This is a genomic window from Bradyrhizobium sp. RD5-C2 (assembly GCF_019972155.1).
GTDB lineage: Bacteria > Pseudomonadota > Alphaproteobacteria > Rhizobiales > Xanthobacteraceae > Bradyrhizobium.
Genome location: NZ_BOVL01000003.1, coordinates 1 through 21,337 on the forward strand (window position 1 = coordinate 1; position 21,337 = coordinate 21,337).

Sequence of the window (21,337 nt, forward strand, 5' to 3'; positions counted from 1 at the left end):
CCAGGAAGCTGCTGACGGTCCTCAATGCCATCATGCGAGACCGAAAGCCGTACCTGCAAACCAAACCAACATAACAGTTGCCGGATCGCGCTTCCCTTGCCCGGGACGGCAGCGGAAATTACTGCGAGAGATTCCTCAGCAGTAACTCCAGCGCCGCCTTCGCAAACGCCTGCATGTTGGCCTGCCGGTCGCCGCTGGCGGTTTCCAGTGTGATCACCTGTTGCTGCGGACCTGCGACCGCCATGCAGCTATGGCCGGCGGCATCGCCGTAGCGGTTGCCGGTGGGGCCGGCGGCGCCGGTCTCCGACAATCCCCAATCGGTCGAAAGGCGTTCGCGGATCTGCCGCGCCAGCAATTGCGCATAAGGCTCCGACGACGAGCGGAGGCCGCGCATGGCGTCGTCGGGAATGTCCATCAGCGCGCGCCGCGCATCGCGGGTGTAGATCACGCCGCCGCCGAGAAAATAGGCCGATGCGCCGGGCACGGCGAGCAGCGATGCCGAGATCAGCCCGCCGGTGGAGGATTCCGCGACCGCGATCGTCTGCTTGTTCGCGATCAGCTTCGCGGCGACCTGCTCAGCGATGGATATGAGTGCGTTCATCGGCGCTCTTTCTCGTTGCTTGCCATGAAAATAGCGTGGGGCGTTCTGCCTTCCTAGCACACCACGTAGGCGTCTGCCGAGTTGCGGATATTGGCACGGCCTGCTTGTATGTCGGACAACAACCATGCGACGCCCCCGACAGTTCTTGTGAGAGCGTCTCGCAGAGGAAACACCATGACGTCGCCGATCGCGGGTGGCGTGGATTGCGATCTGCATCCCGCTGTGCCTCACCTCACCAGCCTGCTGCCGTACCTGAACGACTACTGGCGCGACCAGGTGACGACCCGCGGCATGACCGACCTGATCTCGCAATCCTATCCGACCAACTCACCGATCGCCTCTCGGCCGGACTGGCGGCCGGCGCAAGGCAAGCCGGGATCGAGCCTTGCCGACATGCAGCGCCAGGCGCTCGATCGCTTCGGCACGGCCACCGGCATCTGCAATCCGCTCTATGGCGTGCAGATGGTGTTCTCCGAGGACATGGCCGATGCCTTCTGCCGCGCGCTGAACGACTGGCTGGTCAAGGAATGGCTCGACAAAGACGATCGCCTGCGTGGTTCGATCGTGATCCCCGTTCAGAGCATCGAGAAGGCGGTCGCCGAAATCGAGCGGTGTGCGCCGGACAAGCGCTTCGTGCAGGTGCTGATGCTCGTGATGGGCGACATGCCGCTCGGCAAGCGTCACTACTGGCCGATCTACGCCGCGGCCGAACGGCTCGGCCTGCCGATCGGCATCCATGCCGGCAGCGCCTATCACAACCCGCCGACCTCGGTCGGCTGGGGCTCCTATCACATCGAGGATTACGTCGCGCAGGCGCAGGCGTTCCAGACCCAGCTCACCAGCCTGATCGTCGAGGGCGTGTTCGCGCGCCATCCGAATCTGAAGATGGTGATGCTGGAGTCCGGCTTCACCTGGCTGCCGCCGTTCCTGTGGCGGCTGCACAAGTTCTGGCGCGGCGTGCGTATGGAAACACCGTGGGTCGACCGCGCGCCGCTGGAGATTGTGCGTAGCAACATCCGTTTCTCGCTGCAGCCGGTCGACGCGCCGCCAGACGGCGACACCTTGAACCGGCTGTTCGACCATATGCAGTCGGACGAATTGATCCTATTCTCGACCGACTACCCGCACTGGCAGTTCGACGGTGACGAGGTGCTGCCGAAGGGGTTATCGCAGGATCTGGTCCGCAAGATCATGATCGACAATCCGCATGCGACCTATCCGCGCTTGCAGGTGAAGGAGACGACGCCATGAACATCCAGATTCGGGAACGTCCCGACGGGGCCGCGTCGACCAGCGTCAAGACCGCGATCGCCGATTGCGACATCCATCCGGCACGCGCGACCAAGGACGAACTGCATCCTTATCTGGCCAAGCGCTGGCACAGCCATCTCGAAACCTTCGGCGTCCATCCCTATCAGGGCATGATGGAGGGGCCGCCCTATCCGAAGGCGCAGCCGAATGCCTCGCGCCGCGATGCCTATCCGCCGGAAGGCGGCCCGCAGGGCTCGTCGCTGTCCTTCATGCAGAAGCAGCACCTCGATCCCAACAATGTCGCGCTCGGCGTGCTCAACCCGCTCAACACCGGGCAGGGCATCCGCAACCAGGATCTCGCCGGCGCGATCTGCGCGGCGGTCAACGACTGGCAGATCGAGAAATGGACCAGCAAGGATTCGCGCCTCAAGGGCTCGGTCGTCGTCGCCAATGAGGACGGCGTCTCGGCCGCGGCCGAAATCCGCAGGCGCGCCGGCGACAGCAATTTCGTCCAGGTGCTGCTGCTGAGCCGCAATGTCGAGCCGCTCGGCCAGCGCCGTTACTGGCCGATCTATGAGGCGGCGCAGGAGGTGGGATTGCCGATCGGCGTGCACGCCTTCGGCTTCGGCGGCAACCCGATTACCGCCTCGGGCTGGCCGAGCTATTACATCGAGGAGATGGTCGGGCATTCGCAGTGCCAGCAGACCGCGCTGGCGAGCCTCGTGCTCGAGGGCGTGTTCGAGCGCTTCCCGAAACTGAAGATGGTGATGGTCGAGGCCGGGTTCGGCTGGGCGCCGTCGCTGGCGTGGCGGCTCGACAAGGTGTTTGCGCGGCTGCACGCCGAGGTGCCGCATCTGAAGCGCAAGCCGTCCGAATATATCCGCGATCACATCTGGTGGACGACGCAGCCGATGGAAGATCCGGAGAGCCGCGACCATCTATTCCAGACCATCGAGTGGATCGGCTGGGACAAGCTGCTGTTCGCGACCGACTACCCGCATTGGGATTACGACGAGCCGTCGCGGGTCCTGCCGGCCGGCGTCAGCGACGCCAACCGCAAGGCGTTCTATCTCGACAATGCGAAGCAGCTGTACGGTATCGCATGATCCGGAAAAGTGGGAACCGGTTTTCCGAATCAGATCATGCGTGAGAACAACTAGATGGCGCGTCATGTGATTGCCCCGGTGGACGAACTGCCGCCGGGTTCGCGAAAATTCCTCGAGATCGACGGACGGCCGATCGCCGTCTTCAACGTCAAGGGCGAGTTCTTCGGCCTGTTGAACCGCTGTCCGCATCAAGGCGCGGCGCTGTGCGAGGGGCCGCTGATCGGGCTTGCCTCGTCGTCAGACCCCGGCGAGATCGAATACACCAAGCTCGGCGAGATCCTGCGTTGTCCCTGGCACGGCTGGGAGTTCGACATCCGCACCGGCCAGTCCTATTGCGACCCGCGCCGCTTCCGCGTGCGCGCCTACCCCGTCAGCGTCGAGCCGGGCACCAATGTGGTGAAGGGGCCGTATGTCGCTGAGACCATCAAGGTCGCGGTCGAAAGCGACTACGTCGTGGTGGATCTCTGACCACCCGTTATTCCAGTTGTCATTCCGGGGCGTCGCGAAGCGGCGAGCCCGGAATCCATTCCACCGCTTGTTCTCCCGCCCGATGGATTCCGGGTTCGCTTCGCGCCCCGGAATGACGGCGGTTGGAACTTACTCCGCCTTGCCTTGCATCACCTGGCGTTCCCGCGCGTAGCGCACCAGCGCGACGAAGCGGTAGATGCCGTGCACGAACTTTCCGTAGGGCATGGTGATGAACAGCGCGAACACCACGCCGAGATGCAGCGCGAGTAGCGGGCCCATCGCGGCGCTCTCGCGCCACAGCAGCAAGGCAAGGCCGGTAATGCTGGTCAGGAACAGCATCAGGATGAATGCGGTGTCCATGTCCATCTGCTGCGCGTCGACCAGCACGCGGTCGCGTTTCCATTTCTCGCTGAGCAGCCCGATCGGGCCGACCACGAGGCCGATGCCGCCGAGCGTGCCGAGCACCACCGGCAGGTCCCACCACGCATAGGGCGCCTCGCGCGCCAGCAGGTAGTGGTACAGCGTGCCGACGCAGGTGGCGGCGAAGCACAGGGCGAAGCCGTAGAAGGTGAAGTGGTGATACAGCTTGCGGCGGTCGGTCGGGTGATCGTCCTCGTTGAAGCAGCCGACGCCGCCGCCGTCGAGGTAGCGCAGCTCGCCGGCGTCACGGACCGCCTGCAGCAGCGATCTTGCGTCGGTCTTCATGCCGACGGGCTCGCCGATATCGCGCCAGAACGCCCGCACGCCCATCACCAGCGCGAGGATCGCGTAGAGCAACGCGGCGCCGAACAGCAGCGCCATCGCATTGTGCGGCATCAGTTTGTAGAATGCGCCGGGCCCGGTGTGGATGCCCGTGAGCGCGCCGCGGTCGTTGATCGCGGCGAAGCCGAAGATGAAGGCGGCGACGCTGATTGCTGCGATCAGGCTGATGACGAGGCCGTTGCGCGCGAACGCGCCCGCAAAGGCACGCGGCCAGGCGTAGGCGGCGTAGGACTCGGCGCGCGCCACCGCCAGCGTCTTCGGGACGTTGACGTTGAATTCGTGCGGTGGCGAGAACTGGCAGTCGGTGTAGCAGGCGCCGCAGGCGTGGCAGAGGTTGGCGAGATAGTTGAGATCTCCGTCGGAGAAGGCGCGCCGCATCTCCATCGCGGGAAACACCGCGCACAGGCCCTCGCAATAACGGCAGGAATTGCACACCGTCATCAGACGGTCGGCTTCCTGCAAGATCCTCGTCCCGTGCATCGCGCCAGCCTTGTCCTCAGTTCCGCGCATTCTTCGCCGCTTCCCGTCCGGCGACGCGGCCGAACACGCTGCCGATGGTCATGCCGATGCCGGCGGCGTAGCCCTTGCCGAGCACGTTGCCGGCCATGATCTCGCCGGCGGCGAACATGTTGGCCGACGGCTTGCCGTCCTTCATCAGCATCCGCGACTGCTTGTTCACGCGGGTGCCGAGATAGGTGAAGGTGATGCCGGGCCGCACCGGATAGGCGAGATAGGGCGGCGTCTCGATCTTGCGCGCCCAATGCGTCTTCGGCGGCGTGATGCCTTGGGTAGCGCAGTCGTCGAGGATCGTGTGGTCGAACGTGCCGGGCTGCACCGCGGCGTTGAAGTCCGTGATGGTCTTTTCCAGTGCTGATGCATCGAGCTCGAGCTTGCCGGCGAGCTCGGCGATCGTCGCGCCCGCGATCGGCGGAAACAGCGTCGGCATGAAGCTGGTCACGACGGTGGAATCGAAGATGATGTAGGCGATCTGGTCCGGCTGTGCGGCGACCAGGCGGCCCCAGATCGCGTAGCGCTTCGGCCAGATGTCCTCGCCTTCATCATAGAAGCGCTCGGCATGCTTGTTGACGACGATGCCGAACACGACCGAGTCGTGGCGGGTGATGATGCCGCCGTCGAATTTCGGCGCACGCGCATCGATCGCCACCGCATGGCATTGCGTGGGATCGCCGATCTCCTGCACGCCCTTGGCGAGCAGCATCTTGAGGATCGCGCCGCGGTTATAGGGCGTGCCGCGGATCAGGAAATTGTCGGCGGCCTCGCCCCAATATTGCTTCAGCCATTCGATATTGGCCTCGAAGCCGCCGGCCGCCGCGACCAGCGTCGAGGCGCGCACCTCGGTCTTGCCGCCGACCGGCTGCTTCAGCTGCGCCGACAGGAACATGCCGTCCTCGATCACGAGATCGATCACCTCGGCATCGTAGAGGACGTCGACGCCGAGCTCCTCGGCGGTGCGATAGAGTGCGTTCAGCATCGCGCGGCCGCCGCCGAGGAAGAACGAGTTGGTGCGGCCAAGGCTGAGCGTGCCGCCGAGCGAGGGCTGCCAGCGCACGCCCTGTTCGACGATCCAGTTCAATATGTCCTTGGACTCGTGGATCATGAAGCGGGCCAGTTCCTCGTCGGTCTGGCCGCCGGTCACCAGCAGCAAATCCTTCCAGAACTCCTCCTCGGTGTAGGGGCCGGTGAGGATCTCGGTCGCCGCGTCATGGGCGCAGCGCATGTTGCGGGTGTGGCGGGTGTTGCCGCCGCGGTAGAATTTCGGGGCGCCCTCCAGCACCAGTACGGAGGCGCCGGCGCGCCGTGCGCTGATCGCAGCGCAAAGGGCGGCGTTGCCGCCGCCGATCACCAGCACGTCGAACCTGCGCGTCAGATCAACCATGCGCTCTTGTTATCGTTGTTGGCATGGAAAGCAACATGTCGGGGCAGGCGATCGGCCTGCCCCAATTGCATGCACAGAATCAGGCCGCAACCGTCTCGCGCTGCTCGATGGTCTGGCCGCCACGGTAGACGATTAGCGCGGCGATGATGCCGAGAACAGCGCCGAACATCAGCCAGTAGGCCGGCGAGGCCTTGTCCTGCCCGGTCATGGCGATCAGCTTGGTCGCGACAAAGGGAGTCGACGTGCCGAATATGCCCGCCGCCAACGCGAACGCGATCGAGAAGCAGGTGGTGCGGACATGCGCCGGCACGATCTCGACCAGGCATCCCAGCATCGTGCCGCTGTAGACGCCAAAGTAGAACGAGAACATCATCTGCACAGCCAGCAGTTTTCCGAGCGTGGGCTCATGCGCGAGCCACGACAGTGCCGGGTAGGCGGTCACGAACGACAGGCTCGCGATCGCGATCAGCACCGGCTTGCGGCCGATTCGATCGGACAGCGCGCCGCCGACCGGATTCCAGATGAAATTCGTTACCGCAACGAGCAGGGTCACCAGCAGTGTCCCGGAGGCCGAAAGGTGCAGTTCCTTGCCGAAGCCGGGCGCATATACGGTGATGAAATAGAACGTCGTGGTGGTCAGGACCGCGATCATCATGCCCAGGATGACGATGCGCCAGTTCTCGAGTGCCGAGGCGAACACTTCGCTTGGCGTCGGGTGCTTCTTCATGGCCAGGAAGGCCGGCGTCTCCTCGAGCGAACGCCGCAACATGAAGATCACGGGAATGATGAGGCATCCGATGAAGAACGGGATGCGCCATTTGGCGACGCCGCCGCCGATCGCATCCAGGAAAGTGTCGCCCGGAATCACCTCTCTCAGGACGAAGCCGATCACGGCCGCAACAAAGATGGCGACCTGCTGGCTGGAGGATTGAAACGAGGTGTAGAATCCGCGGTTGCCGGGCGTCGCGATCTCGGAGAGATAAACGGAGACGCCGCCCAGTTCGACGCCGGCGGAGAAGCCCTGGATCAGCCGGCCAATCAGCACGATGATCGTTGCGGCAATGCCGATCGATGCGTAGGACGGGCAGAAGGCGATCACCACCGTGCCAAGCGCCATCAGCGCGAGCGTCACGATCAGGCCCCGGCGGCGGCCGATGCGATCGATGTAGGAGCCGAGCACGACCGCGCCCACAGGACGCATCAGCGCGCCGAGCCAGAATACGCCATAGGCATTGAGCAGCGCCGCGGTCTCGTTCTGGGCGGGGAAGAATGCTTTCGCGATGTCCTGCGCATAGAAGCCGAACAGGAAGAAGTCGAATTGCTCGAGGAAATTGCCGCTGGTCGCACGCAGGATGGCGCCGAGACGCGACTTGATTTGCGGTGCTTGCGATGAACTCGACTGCGACATAACGCCCATTCCTCCCCGTGACACAAAGGCCGGCGCAAATTGTCTCGCCGGCCAAGGCAGTTAACTGCCATATGCGGCAATTTGGCACGGCTGTTCGGCGCGACCAACCCGAAATCACGCCGCCGCCATTGGAAAAAAGCCGTAGGTGGAAATCTCGGAGCGCTTTCGCACGCAGCTTCAGCGCCGCGTGCGCCGCATCAGGGCGTCGTATGTGCCGCGGCGCCGAGCCAGGAGCGAAATGCCGAGAGCTTCGGTGAATCGGCGCGTCCCTGCGGCGTGACCAGGTAGAAGCCGGCGTCGGCCGGCAGCGCGATCTTGAAGGGAACCACGAGGCGGCCCTTGGCGATGTCGTCCTGCACATAGGAGGTACGGCCCATCGCGATACCGATGCCATCGATCGCAGCCTGGATCGTCACGAACAGCAGGTCGAAGGTCACCCCCGGCTGCTTCGAGATGTCGGTCGCAAGGCCGGCTGCGGTCAGCCACAGCCGCCAGTCGTCGCTGTTGGCGTTGCTGGTGTGCAGCAGCACATGGTCCCTGAGGTCTTCGGGGCATTTCAGCGGCCTGGTTCCATCCAGCAGCGACGGACTGCACACCGGAAACAGCTCATCCGCCATCAGCCAGTCCGAGCGCAGACCGGCCCATTGTCCGCGGCCGTAGCGGATCGCCGCATCGACCTTGTCGCGCTGGAAGTCGACCAGGCTGGTCGAGGTGGTGATGCGGACATCGATGCCGGAATGCGCCTCCTGGAATGCCGACAGCCGCGGCAGCAGCCATTTGGCGGCGAGCGATGCCAGCGTCGAGACGGTCAGCACATGATCGTCGTCCCGGCGCAGCAGGCGATCAGTCGCGAGCCTGAGGTCATTGAAGGCGGCGCGGACGCCGGGAAGGTATTCGGCGGCCTCCGGCGTCAGGCTCAACGAGCGGTTCTGGCGCACGAACAGACGGACGCCGAGCTCTTCCTCGAGGCGCCGGATCTGATGACTGATCGCGGTCTGCGTCACGTTCAATTCGGAGGCCGCGACCGTGAAGCTCATGTGCCGCGCGGCGGCCTCGAATGCCCTGAGCCCATTCAGTGAAGGCAGACGGCTGGTCATCTCCGGATGGTCTCCAAAAACATGACTTTAATTCATGCGAAGCGGTACAAAGTGTCGTTTGTGAACAGGCCGAATAGCTCCGATATTGGGCCCAACAGGTTACCGATAGGAGCCGCAAATGTCCATTTTCACCCATGAATCGATGACAAATCATCATACGCCGGGCCTGTGGAATCAGGTCGGCGAGACCCTGCACGTCTGGTGGGATCGCTATGAGCGCCGCCGCGAGCTGTCGCAGTGGACCGAGCGCGACCTGCACGACATCGGCATGTCCCGCAGCGACATCGTTTTCGAGACCGACAAGCCGTTCTGGCGGGCCTGAGAAGGACGCCATCGCCGGCGCCGCCTCGATCGAGGGGCGCCGGCCAATTCTTCACCCGAGGAGCGTGTCATGACTGCGCTGCATCTCGACGATCTCAAGCAATACTCTGATGTGCTGCGCGCCAAGAACGGCAGCGAGATCAAGGTGCGCTTCGTCGAGCCGCGCGATCGTGAAGAGCTGCAGAATTACATCCGCTCGCTCTCCGCCGGGTCCCGTTACAATCGCTTCCTGGGTGCACTAAGCGAGCTGCCGAAGATGGAGCTCGAACGTTTCATTCACGTCGGCGAGGCTGACCGGTTCACGGTGGTCGCGACGATGCTGGTCGATGGTTTTGAGACCATCGTCGGCGAAGCCCGCTATGCCTTCCATGCCGATACGTCGAGCGTCGAGTTCGGCCTGTCGATCGATGACCGGTGGCAGGGCCACGGCCTTGGCAAGGCGCTGTTGAAGAATCTCGAATGCCGCGCGGCGTCTTTCGGAGCGGAGCGCATTTTCGGCGACACGCTGCGGTCGAACGCCACGATGATCGGCCTCGCCCGCAAGTCCGGCTATGCCTTCGCTGCAAGCCCCGGCGATTGGAAGCTGGTGCGCTTTGCGAAAGAGATCCACGTCGAACCGCAAGACATTCCCTGTGCCAGCTGGCGGCTCGCCGCCACTTCCCGCTCGGCCACGATGTCCTCGCTTGCGGTTTGACTGACTAGGCCCGGTTCTGGCCCCTCCAGAACCGGGCCCTTTTCTTTTTGATTGCGCCGACCCGTAGCTCGATGAAGCGGAGCGCAATCCGGGATCGCTCTCACAGCGGAGAAGCCTGTCCCGGATTTCGCTGCGCTCCATCCGGGCTACGTGCTCTTGCCACGATTCTTGCTCGTCATGCGCGGGCATCCATCCACAGAAAGCGTTTGTCGTGCGATGGATTGCCGGATCAAGCCCGGCAATGACGGCCGCGCAAGCGGAGGCTTAGTTGCCCCGGAACACCGGCTTGCGCTTCTCGATGAAGGCCTGCACCGCTTCCTTGTGATCGGCCGTCGTGGTCAGGCGGATCAGCCGTTCGGCCTCGTGGTCGCGCGCGGTGGCGAAGTCGAATTGCAGCGCCTCGTCGAGATTGTCCTTCATGTAGCGCAGCGCCAGCGTCGGGCCTTCGGCCATCGACTTCGCCAGCGCGAACGCTTCGTCCTGCAGCGTCTCGTCCGGCACCACGCGGTTCACGAGGCCGATCTGCTCGCACCTCGCGGCATCGACCTTCTCGGAGGTGAACATCAGCTCGCGGGCGCGCGAGGTGCCGACCAGGCGCGTCAACAGCCAGGCCATGCCGTAGTCGCCGCTCAGCCCCACCCGCAGATAGCCGGTCGAGATGAAGGCAGATTGCGCCGCGATCCTGATGTCGCAGGCCATCGCGATCGCAAGGCCGGCGCCGACCGCGGGTCCAGGCAGCGCGGCAATGGTCGGCTTGCGCACCGAGGCGAGCGCGCCGGTGAGCAGGCGCTGGCGCTCCTGCAGGTCCGCGACCTTGTCCTCATAGGACATTTCGAGCTTCTTCGGGTCGCGATTGGCGCCCATGCCCTTGACGTTGCCGCCGGCGCAGAACGCCTTGCCGGCGCCGGTGACGAGCAGCACGCCGACCTCGGGGTTCTCGCCGCAGGTCCGGATCATCGTGCGCAGCGCCGGCGTCAGCGTGTCCGACAGCGAGTTGCGGGCGTCCGGGCGGTTCAGCGTGATAACGGCGACGCGGTCGCGGATCACGCAGAGCAGTTCGTCGGTGCCGGTCTCGATCTTGATTTCAGCGGTCATGGTTTCTTCCCTGTTTCCTTCGTCATTGCGAGGAGCGAAGCGACGAAGCAATCCATCTTTCCCCAAGACGAGGCATGGATTGCTTCGCCCCGCTCGCAATGACGGGCGTGGCGGCGGTTGGCATAGAGCCTACGCCGCTTGCATGATCTCCGTCATCTCAAAACTTCTCAACCCAGGGCCGCAATTCCAGCTCCCAGGTCCAGGCGCTGCGTGGCTGTTGCAGCACGTTCCAGTAGCTCAACGCGATCGCGTCGGGATCGAGCATCGAATCCGGGCGGTCGGCGGGCTCGGTGCGCGCGGCGCTGCGGATGCCGCCGTCGATCACGAAATGCGCGACATGGATGCCCTGCGGCGACAATTCGCGCGCCATGCTCTGCGCCAGCCCGCGCAATGCGAACTTGCCCATCGCGAACGGCGCTGATTGCGCATAGCCCTTGACGCTGGCGGAGGCGCCGGTGAACAGGATCGCGCCCTTCTTGTTGGGCAGCATGCGCTTCGCCGCCTCCTGTGCCACCAAGAAACCGCCGAACGCCGAGATCGCGATCGCCTGCTCGACCTCGGAAGGGACGAGTTCAACGAAGGGTCCGCGCGAGCGGCCCGAGGCGTTATAGACCACGAGATCAGGTGTTCCGATCTCGCGTTCGACCAGGCCGAACAGACGTTCGACATCCTCGGCCTTGGTGGCATCGCAGGCATAGGCGCGCGCGCCGGTCTCGTTGCACAACGCACCAAGTTTCTCGATGCTGCGCGCGCCCAGCGCCACGCGAATTCCCTCCCGCGAAAATAGCCGCGTCAGCGAGGCGCTGAGGCCCTCGCCGGCGCCGACGATCAGGGCGATCTTGTACTTCGGAATATCCATTGGGCTTTCCTTTGCGAGGCCGGAGGAGGATAGTCGTGCCCAAACAAATGAGCACCGCAGCCGGGAATTCAATGCAGCCGCACAAGCAGGATCCGAAAACGTCGTCCGCCAGCCAGCCGGGCCTGTTGGCGCCCGATACGACGGGAATGAACTTCTACCGGGCCGATCCCGCGCTGATCGATCTTCTGAAACTGCATCTGCCCGAGGCGTTGTTCCGCCATATCGAGCCGCATCTCGACCGGCTCGGTGGATTGGCCGGCGGCTATCTCGACGAATGCGCGCGGCTCGCCGACCGGCATACGCCGGTGCTGCATCAGCGCGACAAGTTCGGCCGCGACGTGCAAACAATCGAATATCATCCGGCCTATCGCGAGATCGAGAAGGCGGCCTTCGGCGAGTTCGGCATTCACGCGCTGTCGATCCGCAAGGGCATCATGGGCTGGCCCGACAAATATCCTGTGGTGGCCAAACACGCCTTCACCTTCCTGTTCAACCAGACCGAATTCGGCATGGGTTGCCCGATCAACGTCACCGATGGGTGTGCAAAGCTATTGGCGAATTTCGGCAGCGAGGCGCTGAAGGCGAAATATCTCGACGGCCTGACCCAGACCGACATGAGCAGACTGACGCAGGGCGGCCAGTTCATGACCGAGAAGGAGGGCGGCTCCGACGTCGGCACACTGACCACACGCGCCGTGCAGGAGGGCGACCACTGGCGGCTCTATGGCGAGAAGTGGTTCTGCTCGAATGCCGACGCCAAGGTGGTGATGCTGCTGGCGCGCCCCGAGGGCGCGGGGCCGGGCACCAAAGGTGTCGGCCTGTTCCTGATGCCGCGCTTCCTCGACGACGGCTCGCAGAACCATTACCGGATCGTGCGGTTGAAGGACAAGCTCGGCACCCGTTCGATGGCCTCGGGCGAAATCAAGCTCGACGGCGCGATCGCGTATGCCGTTGGCAAGCTCGACCGCGGCTTCGTGCAGATGGCCGAGATGGTGAATTCGTCGCGGCTCTCCAACGGCGTGAAGTCGACCGCGCTGATGCGCCGCGCCTGGCACGACGCGATCACGGTCGCGAGGGGCCGCGTGGTGTTCGGCCAGCGGATCATCGATCTGCCGCTGGCGCGGCGGCAATTGATGAAGATCATGCTGCCGACCGAGCAGGCGCTGTCGATGAGCTTCCTCACCGCCGATGCGCTCGACCGCGCCGAGGCCGGCAGCCAGGATGCCGCGGCATTGCTTCGCATCCTGACGCCGACCCTGAAATTCCGCGCCACCCGCGACGCCCGCAAGGTCTGCGGCGACGCGATGGAGATGCGCGGCGGCATCGGCTACATCGAGGAATTCGTCACGCCGCGGCTGCTGCGCGATGCGCATCTCGGCTCGATCTGGGAGGGCACCGGCAACATCGTCGCGATCGATGCACTGAAGCGCGCGGTCGGACGTCATGGCGCCGACAATGCGCTCGCCGCCGATCTGCATGCGCGGCTCGATGACAGCCCAAACGTGCCGCAAGCCTGGCGCAACCGGCTGCGCGATCTCGGCGACCGTGCGATCGGGTTTGCGCGCGAAGTCGCAAGCCGTATCGACAATGAGGGCGATGCGCGGCGCGCCACCAGCCTGCTCTATCATGTCGCGAGCGCGGTCGCGCTGGCATGGGAGGGCGGACGCATCCACGAGAGGCGCGGCGATGCGCGCCGGCTGCTGCTGTCGCGGATGGTGATCGATCACCGCGTGATGCCGGGCGATCCGTTCCGGCTTGCGGAAAATACCGTTCAGCGCCGGATGACCGAGCACCTGCTCGGCGATCGTGCCGTCGGCATGGCCGAGGTTGGCGAATTGCTATCAGCAGCGTAGTCTGCCGCGCGAGCGCAACGCTTAATCAAAACAGAAACGCCAAGGGAGATCCCGATGAAGGCCGCCGTCCTGCATGAAGTCAATCAGCCGTTGGTGATCGAGGATGTCAGCGTACCCAATCCGGGGCCGCGCGAGGTCTTGATCCGCACCGCGGTCGCGGGCCTCTGCCACTCCGACCTGCATTTCATGGAAGGCCTCTATCCGCATCCGCTGCCGGCGGTGCTCGGCCATGAATCGGCCGGCGTGGTCGAGAAAGTCGGCTCCGACGTCAATTACGTGAAGCCCGGCGATCACGTCGTCACCTGCCTGTCGGTGTTCTGCGGCACCTGCGACAATTGCACCACCGGCCGCACCGTGCTGTGCACCGACACCACGGTGAAGATGCTGCCTGGCGCCTCCAACCGCCTGTCGTGGGGCCGGAAGGAGAAGCTCAACCAGTTCCTCAACCTGTCGTCCTTCGCCGAGCAGATGCTGGTGCACGAGAACGCGATCGTGAAGATCAAGAAGGAGATGCCGCTCGATCTCGCCGCGCTGATCGGCTGCGGCGTCATCACCGGCTATGGCGCCGTGGTGAACACCGCGAAGGTCACCGCCGGCGAGACCGTGGCCGTGATCGGCTGCGGCGGCGTCGGCATGGCCGCGATCAACGGCGCGCAGATCGCCGGCGCCGGGCGCATCATCGCGATCGACACCAATCCGGCGAAGCTGCAGCTTGCGACAAAGCTCGGGGCCACCGACATCGTCGACCCCGCGCGCGGCGACGTGGTGCAGCAGGTGCGCGAGCTCACCGGCGGTGGCGTGCATCATTCCTTCGAGGTGCTTGGCCGCAAGGAGACCGCGGAGCAGGCCTTCGCCATGCTGGCGGCGGGCGGCACCGCGACCATCGTCGGCATGATCCCGTTCGGCCAGAAGATCGAGCTGCACGGTTTTGACTTTTTGCGCGAGCGTCGCATTCAAGGTTCATCCATGGGGTCGAACCACTTCCGCGTCGACATGCCGCGCCTCGTCGACTTCTACATGCGCGGCAAGCTGCATCTCGAGGACTGGATCTCGGCCAAGCTGAAGCTCTCCGAGATCAACGAAGGCTTTGCCAACATGAAGGCCGGCAAGACGCTGCGCAGCGTGATCATGTTCGACAACTAGTCTCAGTCGTCGTCGCCCGGCTCGTCCGGGCGACCCAGTACGCCGCCGCAGAAGTCGTGTGAATCAACTGCTGCCGCGGAGTACTGGATGCCCCGCGTGAAGCGGGGCATGACAGCGGAGGGTGACGCTGCGAACGTTGCCCTCACCGCGCGACGTGCGCGGACACCGCGAGCCATTTGCCGTTCTGCCGAGCCCAGCAATCGGTGTAGCGGCCGTGCGTAGGCTGGCCGTCCGCGCCGGTGTAGCTGGTCTGGGCGTGGATGATGGCGAAATCGCCGAGGATGCGGATTTTGACGTCCTCGGCCTTCAACCCCTTGATCTTCACCGGGATTGCCGTCTGCTTCAGGAAGGCGGCGCGGTCGACCAGGCTCTTGTCCGGATTGGTGCAGTAGAAATCCTGCGCCAGGATTTCATCGAAGCGCTTGACGTCGCAATTCTGAACCGAGTCGACGTAGTCCTTGTTGAGCTTCGTCAGCTCGTCGAGGTCCTTGCTCATTTTGCTCCTCCCTGTGGCTATTGTTCGTCATTGCCGCGCTCTCGATACCGTCATCCCCGCGCAAAGGCTTTGCCTTTGTCGCTGGAGGTGCGAGCTCTTGCGAGCCTCGAAGGATGCACGGCCACAGTCGGGCCGTCGACCCTTCGAGACGCGCGCAAGGGCGCGCTCCTCAGGGTGACGGTGATAGGTTAGGTGTGCCCGTCGTCGCTCTGCAATGACCGCATCAATCATCGAACATTTTCGGCGGCACGAAGCCGCCGAACTCGCGCTCGATCAGCTCGGCGAGCTTGAGCGGCGTGCGGTCTTCCAGCATGGGACCGACGATCTGCACGCCGACCGGCAATCCGTCGGGCGCAAAGCCGGTCGGAATCGCGGTCGAGGGCAGGCCGGGCAGCGTCGCGATGCCGGGCCAGGCGAGCTGGTTGGTGTAGACGTGCGGCTCACCGTCGATCAGAATTCGCCGCTGCTCCTGGTCGGGCGAATGATCGTGCGGATAGGCCGGCGTCGGCATGATCGGGCAGATCACGGCGTCGAACGATTTGAACAGCTCGCGCCATTGTGCGCGCAGCCGTGCACGGCCGCCGTCGGCGATCACCCAGTCGCGGTGGCTGAGCGCGATGCCGCGCAGCCGCTCGGCTTGCAGGCTGGTGTCGCTGGCCGGCAGCGCAGCTGCTGCCGCGCAGGCACCGGCATAGACCTCCGGCGGGAAGGTCGCCGCCAGGAACGACAGTAGGATCCGCATGTAGAGCCGCGAGGACGCGGCGAAGTCCGGCAGCAGCGGGCTCGAGCGAGACACTTTCGCGCCGGCTTTGTCGAGGTTACTGGCGAGCTTGTCGATGGTTCCGCGGATCACCTTGTCGGTCGGCATCACCGGGTCGCTGTCGATCACGAGGATGCGGAAATCCTTCAAGGCGGTGTGCCGCGCCGCCGGCAGGTCCAGCCGGTAGGCCTTGCCGGCTTCGAGCGGATCGGGGCCGGCCATCACGTCGAGCACGAGGGCGAGGTCGGCCGCGCCGCGCGCCATCGGTCCGATCACGGAAAGGTCGCGATCGAACGGCAGCGGCGGCAGCGGCGGCGGGGTGTGGCCGCGCGACGGCAGCAGCGCGAAGGTCGGCTTGTGCGCATAGATGCCGCAGTGGAATCCCGGCACGCGCAGTGAACCGCCGATGTCGGAGCCGAGCGATAGTGCGCCGTAGCCCGCGGCGAGCGCGGCCGACGATCCGCCGGACGAGCCGCCCGGCGTGCGGCCGAGGTCGTAAGGGTTGTTGGTGGTGCCGTAGATCTCGTTGTAGCTCTGCCAGTCGGCGAGGGCGACCGGCACGTTGGTCTTGCCGAGGATGACGCCGCCGGCATCCTTCACCCGTTGGATCGAGAGCGCGTCCTCAGCCGGCACGAAATCCTTTTGCGGCGGGAAGCCCCAGGTGGTCGGCAATCCGGCGATGTTGAAGGATTCCTTCACCGTCATGGGAATGCCGAGCAGCGGCTTGTGTTCGCCGCGCGCAATGGCCGCGTCGGCGGCGCGGGCCGCAGCGAGGCCGCGCTCGAAGTCGCGCACGCAGACCGCGTTGACCTTGCCGTCGTGACGCTCGATGCGGCCGATCGCGTCTTCTGCGAGCTCGACGGCGGAGATCTGCTTGTCGCGCAGGGCTTTCGACAGTTCGACGGCGGTCTTGAAACTGTATTGCGATTTGGCCACGGCGTGCTCCCTGATTTTGGCGGCGATCATGCGCAGAATGGAGCGGGCGGGCAAGACCGGCTTGATCGCAATTGCGCTCGCGTAACCTCGACGTCACACATCGCCTAACGCGATCGTGATCATCGGGCTCTGCCTGATGCCGGGGAGCCCGATGGGCACCTAATAAGGTGTGGTGCGAGCTGACATATGCGCCATGGGATTGATGGGGCCGCTCGCGCTGGCGCGCTCACTGCTCTCCTTGGTCCCGGGCACCTGGAAGGCGTATCCGATGATGGTCTTGACGACGAGCCGGTCGGACGCCCGCGTCAGGCCGTAACCGACGCCGAAGTCGATGTCGACGTCACCCACCTTGAAGTCGGTCACCGCGAACAATGTGTGCTGCTGCTCCGCGCGTGGGCTGAAGGCGCCGATCTTGCCGAAATCGGCGTAATATTCGAGGCCGACATAGACATCGTCCTTCAGTTTGCGCGCCACGCGCGCGGCGGGCGCGAAATCCGCCTCGCCATATTTACCGAAGCCGATGTCGACGATCGGGTTGACGATGAATTCATAGTCCGCCTTGCGTACGCCGATGATCGGCCGAATCTCCAGGCCCCAGCGGGTCTGCGCGAATTTCGGCATCTCGTAGCTCAGCTCGAAATTGATGCCGTAGAACAAATTGCGCTTGTCGGCGTTCGGCGAGACGAACAGCGTGCGCAGCTTGAAGGTGTCGGACAGGAATTGCCGGTCCTGCACGGCAAACGGCAGATAGAGCCCGAGCTCCCACCAGTCCGTCATGCCATAGGCGAACTCCGGCGTGCCGTTGAGGCTGTGGTTGGAGGGAAAGCCGCCGGGGAAGGGCGGATCCTTCCGGCCGATGCCGACATAGTTGAGATGCTGCTGGATGGTGAGCTGGCCGACCGCCGCGATGCCGGCATTGTAAACCTGGATCTCGTCGGTGGCCCGAGCATCGGTGCAATGTCCGACCGCGGCGAGAGCAATCAGCGCTGCGCCGGCGGTGTCTCGACATTGGCGTGGTCGCATCGGTGATCTCGCCGCCGTTACGCTGCGCCGATCAGGATGCCGACTGCGAGCACGATCGCGCCGCCCAGCACGATCTGGAACACCGCCTGCAGGAACGGCGTGTCCATGTAGCGCGAGCGGATGAAGGCGATCGCCCACAATTCGAAGAACACCACGATCCCGGCGATCGCGGTCGCGATCCAGAATGCGTTCGGCCAGGCGTCGGGCACCAGATAGGGAATGGTGTGGCCGAGGCCGCCGAGCGTCGTCATCAATCCGCAGGTGATGCCGCGCAGCCAGGGCGAGCCGCGCCCGGTCAGCGAGCCGTCGTCGGACAGCGCTTCGGCAAAGCCCATGCTGATGCCGGCGCCGATCGAGGCGGCAAGGCCGACCAGGAACGTCTGCCAGTTGTGATGCGTGGCAAAGGCGGCGGCGAACAGCGGCGCCAAGGTCGAGACCGAGCCGTCCATCAGTCCGGCGAGGCCCGGCTGGACATATTGCAGCACGAACATCCGCCGCCGCGTGCGGTCTTCCTCCGCGCGCACATCGGGCTTGAGGATCTCGCCGGTCAGGCGGACCGCGAGCTTCTCGTGGCCCTTCTCCTCTTCGGCGAGATCGCCGAGCAGCCGGCGCACGCCGACATCCTCTGCCTTCTCGGCGGCCCGGGCATAGAAGCGCTCGGCCTCCAGTTCCATGGTCTCGACTTCCTTGCGGATGGTGTCGAGCGGCAGGTTCTTGGTCAGCCAGATCGGACGGCGGCGCAGAAAGCCTTTGACGTCCTCGCGCCGGATCGGCGGCAGATGCGGGCCGAAGCGCTGCTCATAGGTTTCGAGCAGCCGGTGGCGATGGCCGCGCTCTTCCTCCGCCATCTCCTCGAAGATCTTTGCGGTATCCGGATAGCGTTCGGTGAGGTCCTCGGCGAAGGACATGTAGATGCGGCTGTCCTCCTCCTCGGAGGCAATCGCGACCGCCAGCACCTCGCGCTCGGTCAAATCGGCGAAATTCTTCACGGCAACGCCCTGTTTACTCAGTTTAGAATAATTCTAATATTAGTGGGCAGCGCCGCGGTCAATCGTCAAAGCCGCGCCATGGTCCTGTTCGTGATCACGATGAAGGGAACCGGGCCGCGCCCGCACGAGTTCCTGTGGCTCACGAGGGGGCAGGAGGGGGATTCATGGACAGGGTCAAATATCGACTAAACGACGCGCGCCTGGCGCCGCGGCGGACCAAACTCGAGATCCCGGGCTGGGCGGGTCAGCGCGAGCCGCGCGCCGATGGCTCACGCGAGCAGGTCTGGCATTGCGTGCCGTTCTCGGAGGGCGCGCAATACGGCATCGAGTTGTTCTACCCCTATGACTTCGAGCTGCACGTCACCACGCGGGATGGCCAGCTGCACCTCGATGCGGATTGGGGCGAACCGCCGGACAGCGGCGTGCAGTGGCCGCCATTCCGCAATTTCGGCACCACGTTTTACACCTACCAGATCCTGCTCGACCTCAAGGTCGAACAGGGCATGGCGGTCCGCACCGAGCCGCATCCGCGATTCTATACCGACCGCACCGACAGCGTGCCGATCGCCGTCCCGGCGCTGATCCGCAACTGGTGGCCGATGATGTTCTTCTGCGTGTTCAAGGCGCCGGCCGAGGGGCGCACGCACATCTTCCGGCCGAACGAGCCGTTCGCGCAGATCATCGTGATCCCGGAGGAGGCGAACTTTCAGCTCGAGCCGATGGGCGAGGAGGAAGCTGCCGAACGCGAATTGCAGGCGCGCCGCATCTACAACAGCCGGCCGAAACTCGCCGCCGGCACCGAGTGGACCTCGTCGACCGACACGGTGTTCGACGGCACCTACCGCCATCTCCACCGCGCCGCGAAGGAGAAGGCGCGCCAGGACTGAGGCGGCGTCGCATCATGGTCGGCAAAGAAGAACGGGGCCCGAGGGCCCCGCTGTCGCATCACCAGACTGCCGCCGCTCAGTAGTCGCGCCGGTAGAAGCTGTGATGGTGATGGTGATGATGATGATGACGATAGTAGCGCCGATCACGCGGCACCACGACCACGGGGCCTTCATAGCGGCGATAGTAGCCGTGATGATGGTGATGGTGGTGATGATGATGGTGATGATAGAACTGCGCGAGCTGCACGTCGTCGCGGGCCTGCAGCGGCACAGACTCGTCGAGTGCCTGCAGCTTCGTCGAGGCGTCCGCGATCGGCTGCAGCAGCTCGGCGTAGGAATTCGCCTGCAGCACGTCTGCCGGCGCCGGTGCGGCCTGGGCGGCGCCGAACGCGCCAAGTGATGCGACGGCTCCCAACAGTCCGGCAATCTTCTTTTCCATGGTCTCTCCTCATGATCAGTCGCCGGACGCACAGCCGACTGACCGCAACGCCAGGTTCCACGGAATGTTCCCGGATATTTCCAGAGCAATGTCCTATCGCGATGCACGCGCGAGGAACTGAAGCAGCAGCCGGCTGACTTCCTCCGGCCGCTCCTGCTGCACCCAGTGGCCGGCGCCGTCGACCAGATGACAGCCGATCATTTTGGTACAGGCCTTGGTCTGCATCGTCTCGAACACGCCGGGCCGCTGATGGGTGCCCCAATCCTGCTTGCCCGAGATGAACGCGGACGGCTGGTCGATGCTGCGGCCGCTCCAGGTCTGCAATTCCGCCATGAACGCGCCTGACGTGCCGCAGCGGTACCATTGCAGCCCGCCCTGGAAGCCCGTGCGCTGATACTCCGCGCTGTAAAAGGTCAGCTCGCGATCGGGCAGCCAATTGTTGGCGGCGATCGCATCGCGCGACGGCATCTCCTCGGCGACCGTCGCGGCCATGTCCTTGGCGAGATCCATCACATAGTAGGTCGGCAGTTTGGCCAGCTCGCCCGCCGACCAGGATTGCAGCGGATAAGGCCTGTTGTCTTTCCAGTCCGCACTCTTGTGATGATAATAGGCGCGCAGGAAATCGTGCACGCCCTGCGGTGCGCGATGCATGTCGGCATTAGCCGGACGTGTCGAATAGTACCATTGGTAATGCTTGCGCGGCCGCGGCAGCGCGGCCAGCTCACGATGCACGGGGTCTTCGCTCGCGGGCTTCCCCGGTTCATTGGCAATGTTGAACGGCAACGACGGCGGCCCCGAGAACGGCGCGCTCATCATCACGACCGCGCGGAACACGTCGGGGCGGATCAGCGCACACCATGCCGCAACCGACGAGCCGAAATCGTGCCCGATCACGGCATCGACGTGCTTGTAGCCGAACGCCGCGACCAGCCCGAGCGCATCGCGCACCAGATTGGGCAGGCGAAACGCCGTCAGGTCGCCGTCATAATCCGCGTTCCAGCCGGTCGTGCGACCATAGCCGCGCTGGTCCGGCGCGATCACGTGATAGCCGGCCGCGGCGAGCTTCGGCATCACCTTGCGCCAGGAAAACGCCAGCTCCGGGAAGCCGTGCAGCAGCAACAGGCAGGGCCGGCCGGATGTTTCGAAGCCTGCTTCGAGCACATGCATGCGCAGGCCATTGATCCCGTCGACATAACGCGAGCGGATGGTGGAGGGGAGCGGGACGTCGGGGAGCGTTTCCATGGTGCAGATC

The 21,337-nt window shown here is 64.6% G+C and carries 21 protein-coding genes; 8 read left to right on the forward strand and 13 right to left on the reverse strand.

Annotated features, from left to right (window positions below; translation table 11 throughout):
* Positions 1-118: 118 nt before the first annotated feature.
* On the reverse strand, positions 119-601 hold the full coding sequence (locus tag BraRD5C2_RS01150; RefSeq protein ID WP_223966262.1) for a CinA family protein: 483 nt from the start codon (positions 599-601) through the stop codon (positions 119-121).
* Positions 602-775: 174 nt separating this feature from the next.
* Between BraRD5C2_RS01150 and BraRD5C2_RS01155 the strand changes: the two genes are divergently transcribed.
* Genes BraRD5C2_RS01155 through BraRD5C2_RS01165 form a run of 3 tightly spaced genes read left to right on the forward strand, consistent with a single transcriptional unit; the run spans position 776 to position 3,426 of the window.
* The gene (locus BraRD5C2_RS01155) at positions 776-1,852 is read left to right on the forward strand and encodes an amidohydrolase family protein (protein WP_223966264.1); all 1,077 of its coding nucleotides are present in this window, start codon (positions 776-778) and stop codon (positions 1,850-1,852) included.
* A complete protein-coding gene (locus BraRD5C2_RS01160) occupies positions 1,849-2,958 on the forward strand; it encodes an amidohydrolase family protein (RefSeq protein WP_223966265.1) in 1,110 nt (369 codons plus the stop codon). Before BraRD5C2_RS01155 ends, BraRD5C2_RS01160 begins: the two co-directional genes overlap by 4 nt.
* Before the next feature lie 54 nt (positions 2,959-3,012).
* A complete protein-coding gene (locus BraRD5C2_RS01165; protein ID WP_016846808.1) occupies positions 3,013-3,426 on the forward strand; it encodes a Rieske (2Fe-2S) protein in 414 nt (137 codons plus the stop codon).
* A 129-nt stretch (positions 3,427-3,555) separates the two neighbouring features.
* Here BraRD5C2_RS01165 and tcuB read toward each other — a convergent pair whose 3' ends face one another.
* The 4 genes from tcuB to BraRD5C2_RS01185 form a co-directional block, all read right to left on the reverse strand.
* Entirely contained in the window at positions 3,556-4,668 is a 1,113-nt protein-coding gene (tcuB, locus tag BraRD5C2_RS01170; RefSeq protein WP_223966311.1) for a tricarballylate utilization 4Fe-4S protein TcuB, read from the reverse strand.
* 16 nt (positions 4,669-4,684) lie between these two features.
* Positions 4,685-6,085, reverse strand: a complete 1,401-nt coding sequence (tcuA, locus tag BraRD5C2_RS01175) for an FAD-dependent tricarballylate dehydrogenase TcuA (protein ID WP_223966266.1) — start codon at positions 6,083-6,085, stop codon at positions 4,685-4,687.
* A 79-nt stretch (positions 6,086-6,164) separates the two neighbouring features.
* Positions 6,165-7,493, reverse strand: coding sequence for an MFS transporter (tcuC, locus tag BraRD5C2_RS01180; protein ID WP_223966267.1), 1,329 nt, complete (start codon positions 7,491-7,493; stop codon positions 6,165-6,167).
* Between the two features lie 197 nt (positions 7,494-7,690).
* Positions 7,691-8,590 (reverse strand): transcriptional regulator GcvA, encoded by a 900-nt coding sequence (locus BraRD5C2_RS01185; RefSeq protein ID WP_223966268.1) that lies wholly within the window; start codon positions 8,588-8,590, stop codon positions 7,691-7,693.
* A 118-nt stretch (positions 8,591-8,708) separates the two neighbouring features.
* Between BraRD5C2_RS01185 and BraRD5C2_RS01190 the strand changes: the two genes are divergently transcribed.
* Both BraRD5C2_RS01190 and BraRD5C2_RS01195 read left to right on the forward strand, forming a co-directional pair.
* Positions 8,709-8,912, forward strand: a complete 204-nt coding sequence (locus BraRD5C2_RS01190) for a DUF1127 domain-containing protein (RefSeq protein WP_223966269.1) — start codon at positions 8,709-8,711, stop codon at positions 8,910-8,912.
* A gap of 69 nt (positions 8,913-8,981) precedes the next feature.
* Positions 8,982-9,605, forward strand: coding sequence for a GNAT family N-acetyltransferase (locus tag BraRD5C2_RS01195; protein ID WP_223966270.1), 624 nt, complete (start codon positions 8,982-8,984; stop codon positions 9,603-9,605).
* 264 nt (positions 9,606-9,869) lie between these two features.
* Here BraRD5C2_RS01195 and BraRD5C2_RS01200 read toward each other — a convergent pair whose 3' ends face one another.
* Together BraRD5C2_RS01200 and BraRD5C2_RS01205 are read right to left on the reverse strand one after the other, a co-directional pair.
* The gene (locus tag BraRD5C2_RS01200) at positions 9,870-10,700 is read right to left on the reverse strand and encodes an enoyl-CoA hydratase (protein ID WP_223966271.1); all 831 of its coding nucleotides are present in this window, start codon (positions 10,698-10,700) and stop codon (positions 9,870-9,872) included.
* 157 nt (positions 10,701-10,857) lie between these two features.
* Positions 10,858-11,559 (reverse strand): SDR family NAD(P)-dependent oxidoreductase, encoded by a 702-nt coding sequence (locus BraRD5C2_RS01205; RefSeq protein WP_223966273.1) that lies wholly within the window; start codon positions 11,557-11,559, stop codon positions 10,858-10,860.
* 71 nt (positions 11,560-11,630) lie between these two features.
* Here BraRD5C2_RS01205 and BraRD5C2_RS01210 point away from each other — a divergent pair, with 71 nt between their 5' ends.
* The gene (locus tag BraRD5C2_RS01210) at positions 11,631-13,412 is read left to right on the forward strand and encodes an acyl-CoA dehydrogenase family protein (RefSeq protein WP_223966312.1); all 1,782 of its coding nucleotides are present in this window, start codon (positions 11,631-11,633) and stop codon (positions 13,410-13,412) included.
* A gap of 54 nt (positions 13,413-13,466) precedes the next feature.
* Positions 13,467-14,555, forward strand: coding sequence for a Zn-dependent alcohol dehydrogenase (locus BraRD5C2_RS01215; protein WP_223966275.1), 1,089 nt, complete (start codon positions 13,467-13,469; stop codon positions 14,553-14,555).
* Positions 14,556-14,697: 142 nt separating this feature from the next.
* Here the strand turns inward: BraRD5C2_RS01215 and BraRD5C2_RS01220 are convergent, their stop codons facing one another.
* From BraRD5C2_RS01220 to mbfA, 4 genes are all read right to left on the reverse strand, one after another.
* The gene (locus tag BraRD5C2_RS01220; RefSeq protein WP_223966277.1) at positions 14,698-15,051 is read right to left on the reverse strand and encodes a nuclear transport factor 2 family protein; all 354 of its coding nucleotides are present in this window, start codon (positions 15,049-15,051) and stop codon (positions 14,698-14,700) included.
* Positions 15,052-15,274: 223 nt separating this feature from the next.
* The gene (locus tag BraRD5C2_RS01225; RefSeq protein WP_223966279.1) at positions 15,275-16,747 is read right to left on the reverse strand and encodes an amidase; all 1,473 of its coding nucleotides are present in this window, start codon (positions 16,745-16,747) and stop codon (positions 15,275-15,277) included.
* A gap of 159 nt (positions 16,748-16,906) precedes the next feature.
* On the reverse strand, positions 16,907-17,770 hold the full coding sequence (locus tag BraRD5C2_RS01230; protein ID WP_223966280.1) for a hypothetical protein: 864 nt from the start codon (positions 17,768-17,770) through the stop codon (positions 16,907-16,909).
* Between the two features lie 17 nt (positions 17,771-17,787).
* Positions 17,788-18,759, reverse strand: coding sequence for an iron exporter MbfA (gene mbfA, locus BraRD5C2_RS01235; protein WP_097677166.1), 972 nt, complete (start codon positions 18,757-18,759; stop codon positions 17,788-17,790).
* Positions 18,760-18,923: 164 nt separating this feature from the next.
* On the opposite strand from mbfA, the gene BraRD5C2_RS01240 reads away from it, so the two are divergent.
* On the forward strand, positions 18,924-19,646 hold the full coding sequence (locus tag BraRD5C2_RS01240; RefSeq protein WP_223966282.1) for a hypothetical protein: 723 nt from the start codon (positions 18,924-18,926) through the stop codon (positions 19,644-19,646).
* Between the two features lie 76 nt (positions 19,647-19,722).
* On the opposite strand, the gene BraRD5C2_RS01245 is transcribed toward BraRD5C2_RS01240, so the two are convergent.
* On the reverse strand, positions 19,723-20,085 hold the full coding sequence (locus BraRD5C2_RS01245; protein ID WP_223966284.1) for a hypothetical protein: 363 nt from the start codon (positions 20,083-20,085) through the stop codon (positions 19,723-19,725).
* 93 nt (positions 20,086-20,178) lie between these two features.
* Positions 20,179-21,327, reverse strand: a complete 1,149-nt coding sequence (locus BraRD5C2_RS01250; protein ID WP_223966286.1) for an alpha/beta fold hydrolase — start codon at positions 21,325-21,327, stop codon at positions 20,179-20,181.
* Between the last annotated feature and the right edge of the window lie 10 nt (positions 21,328-21,337).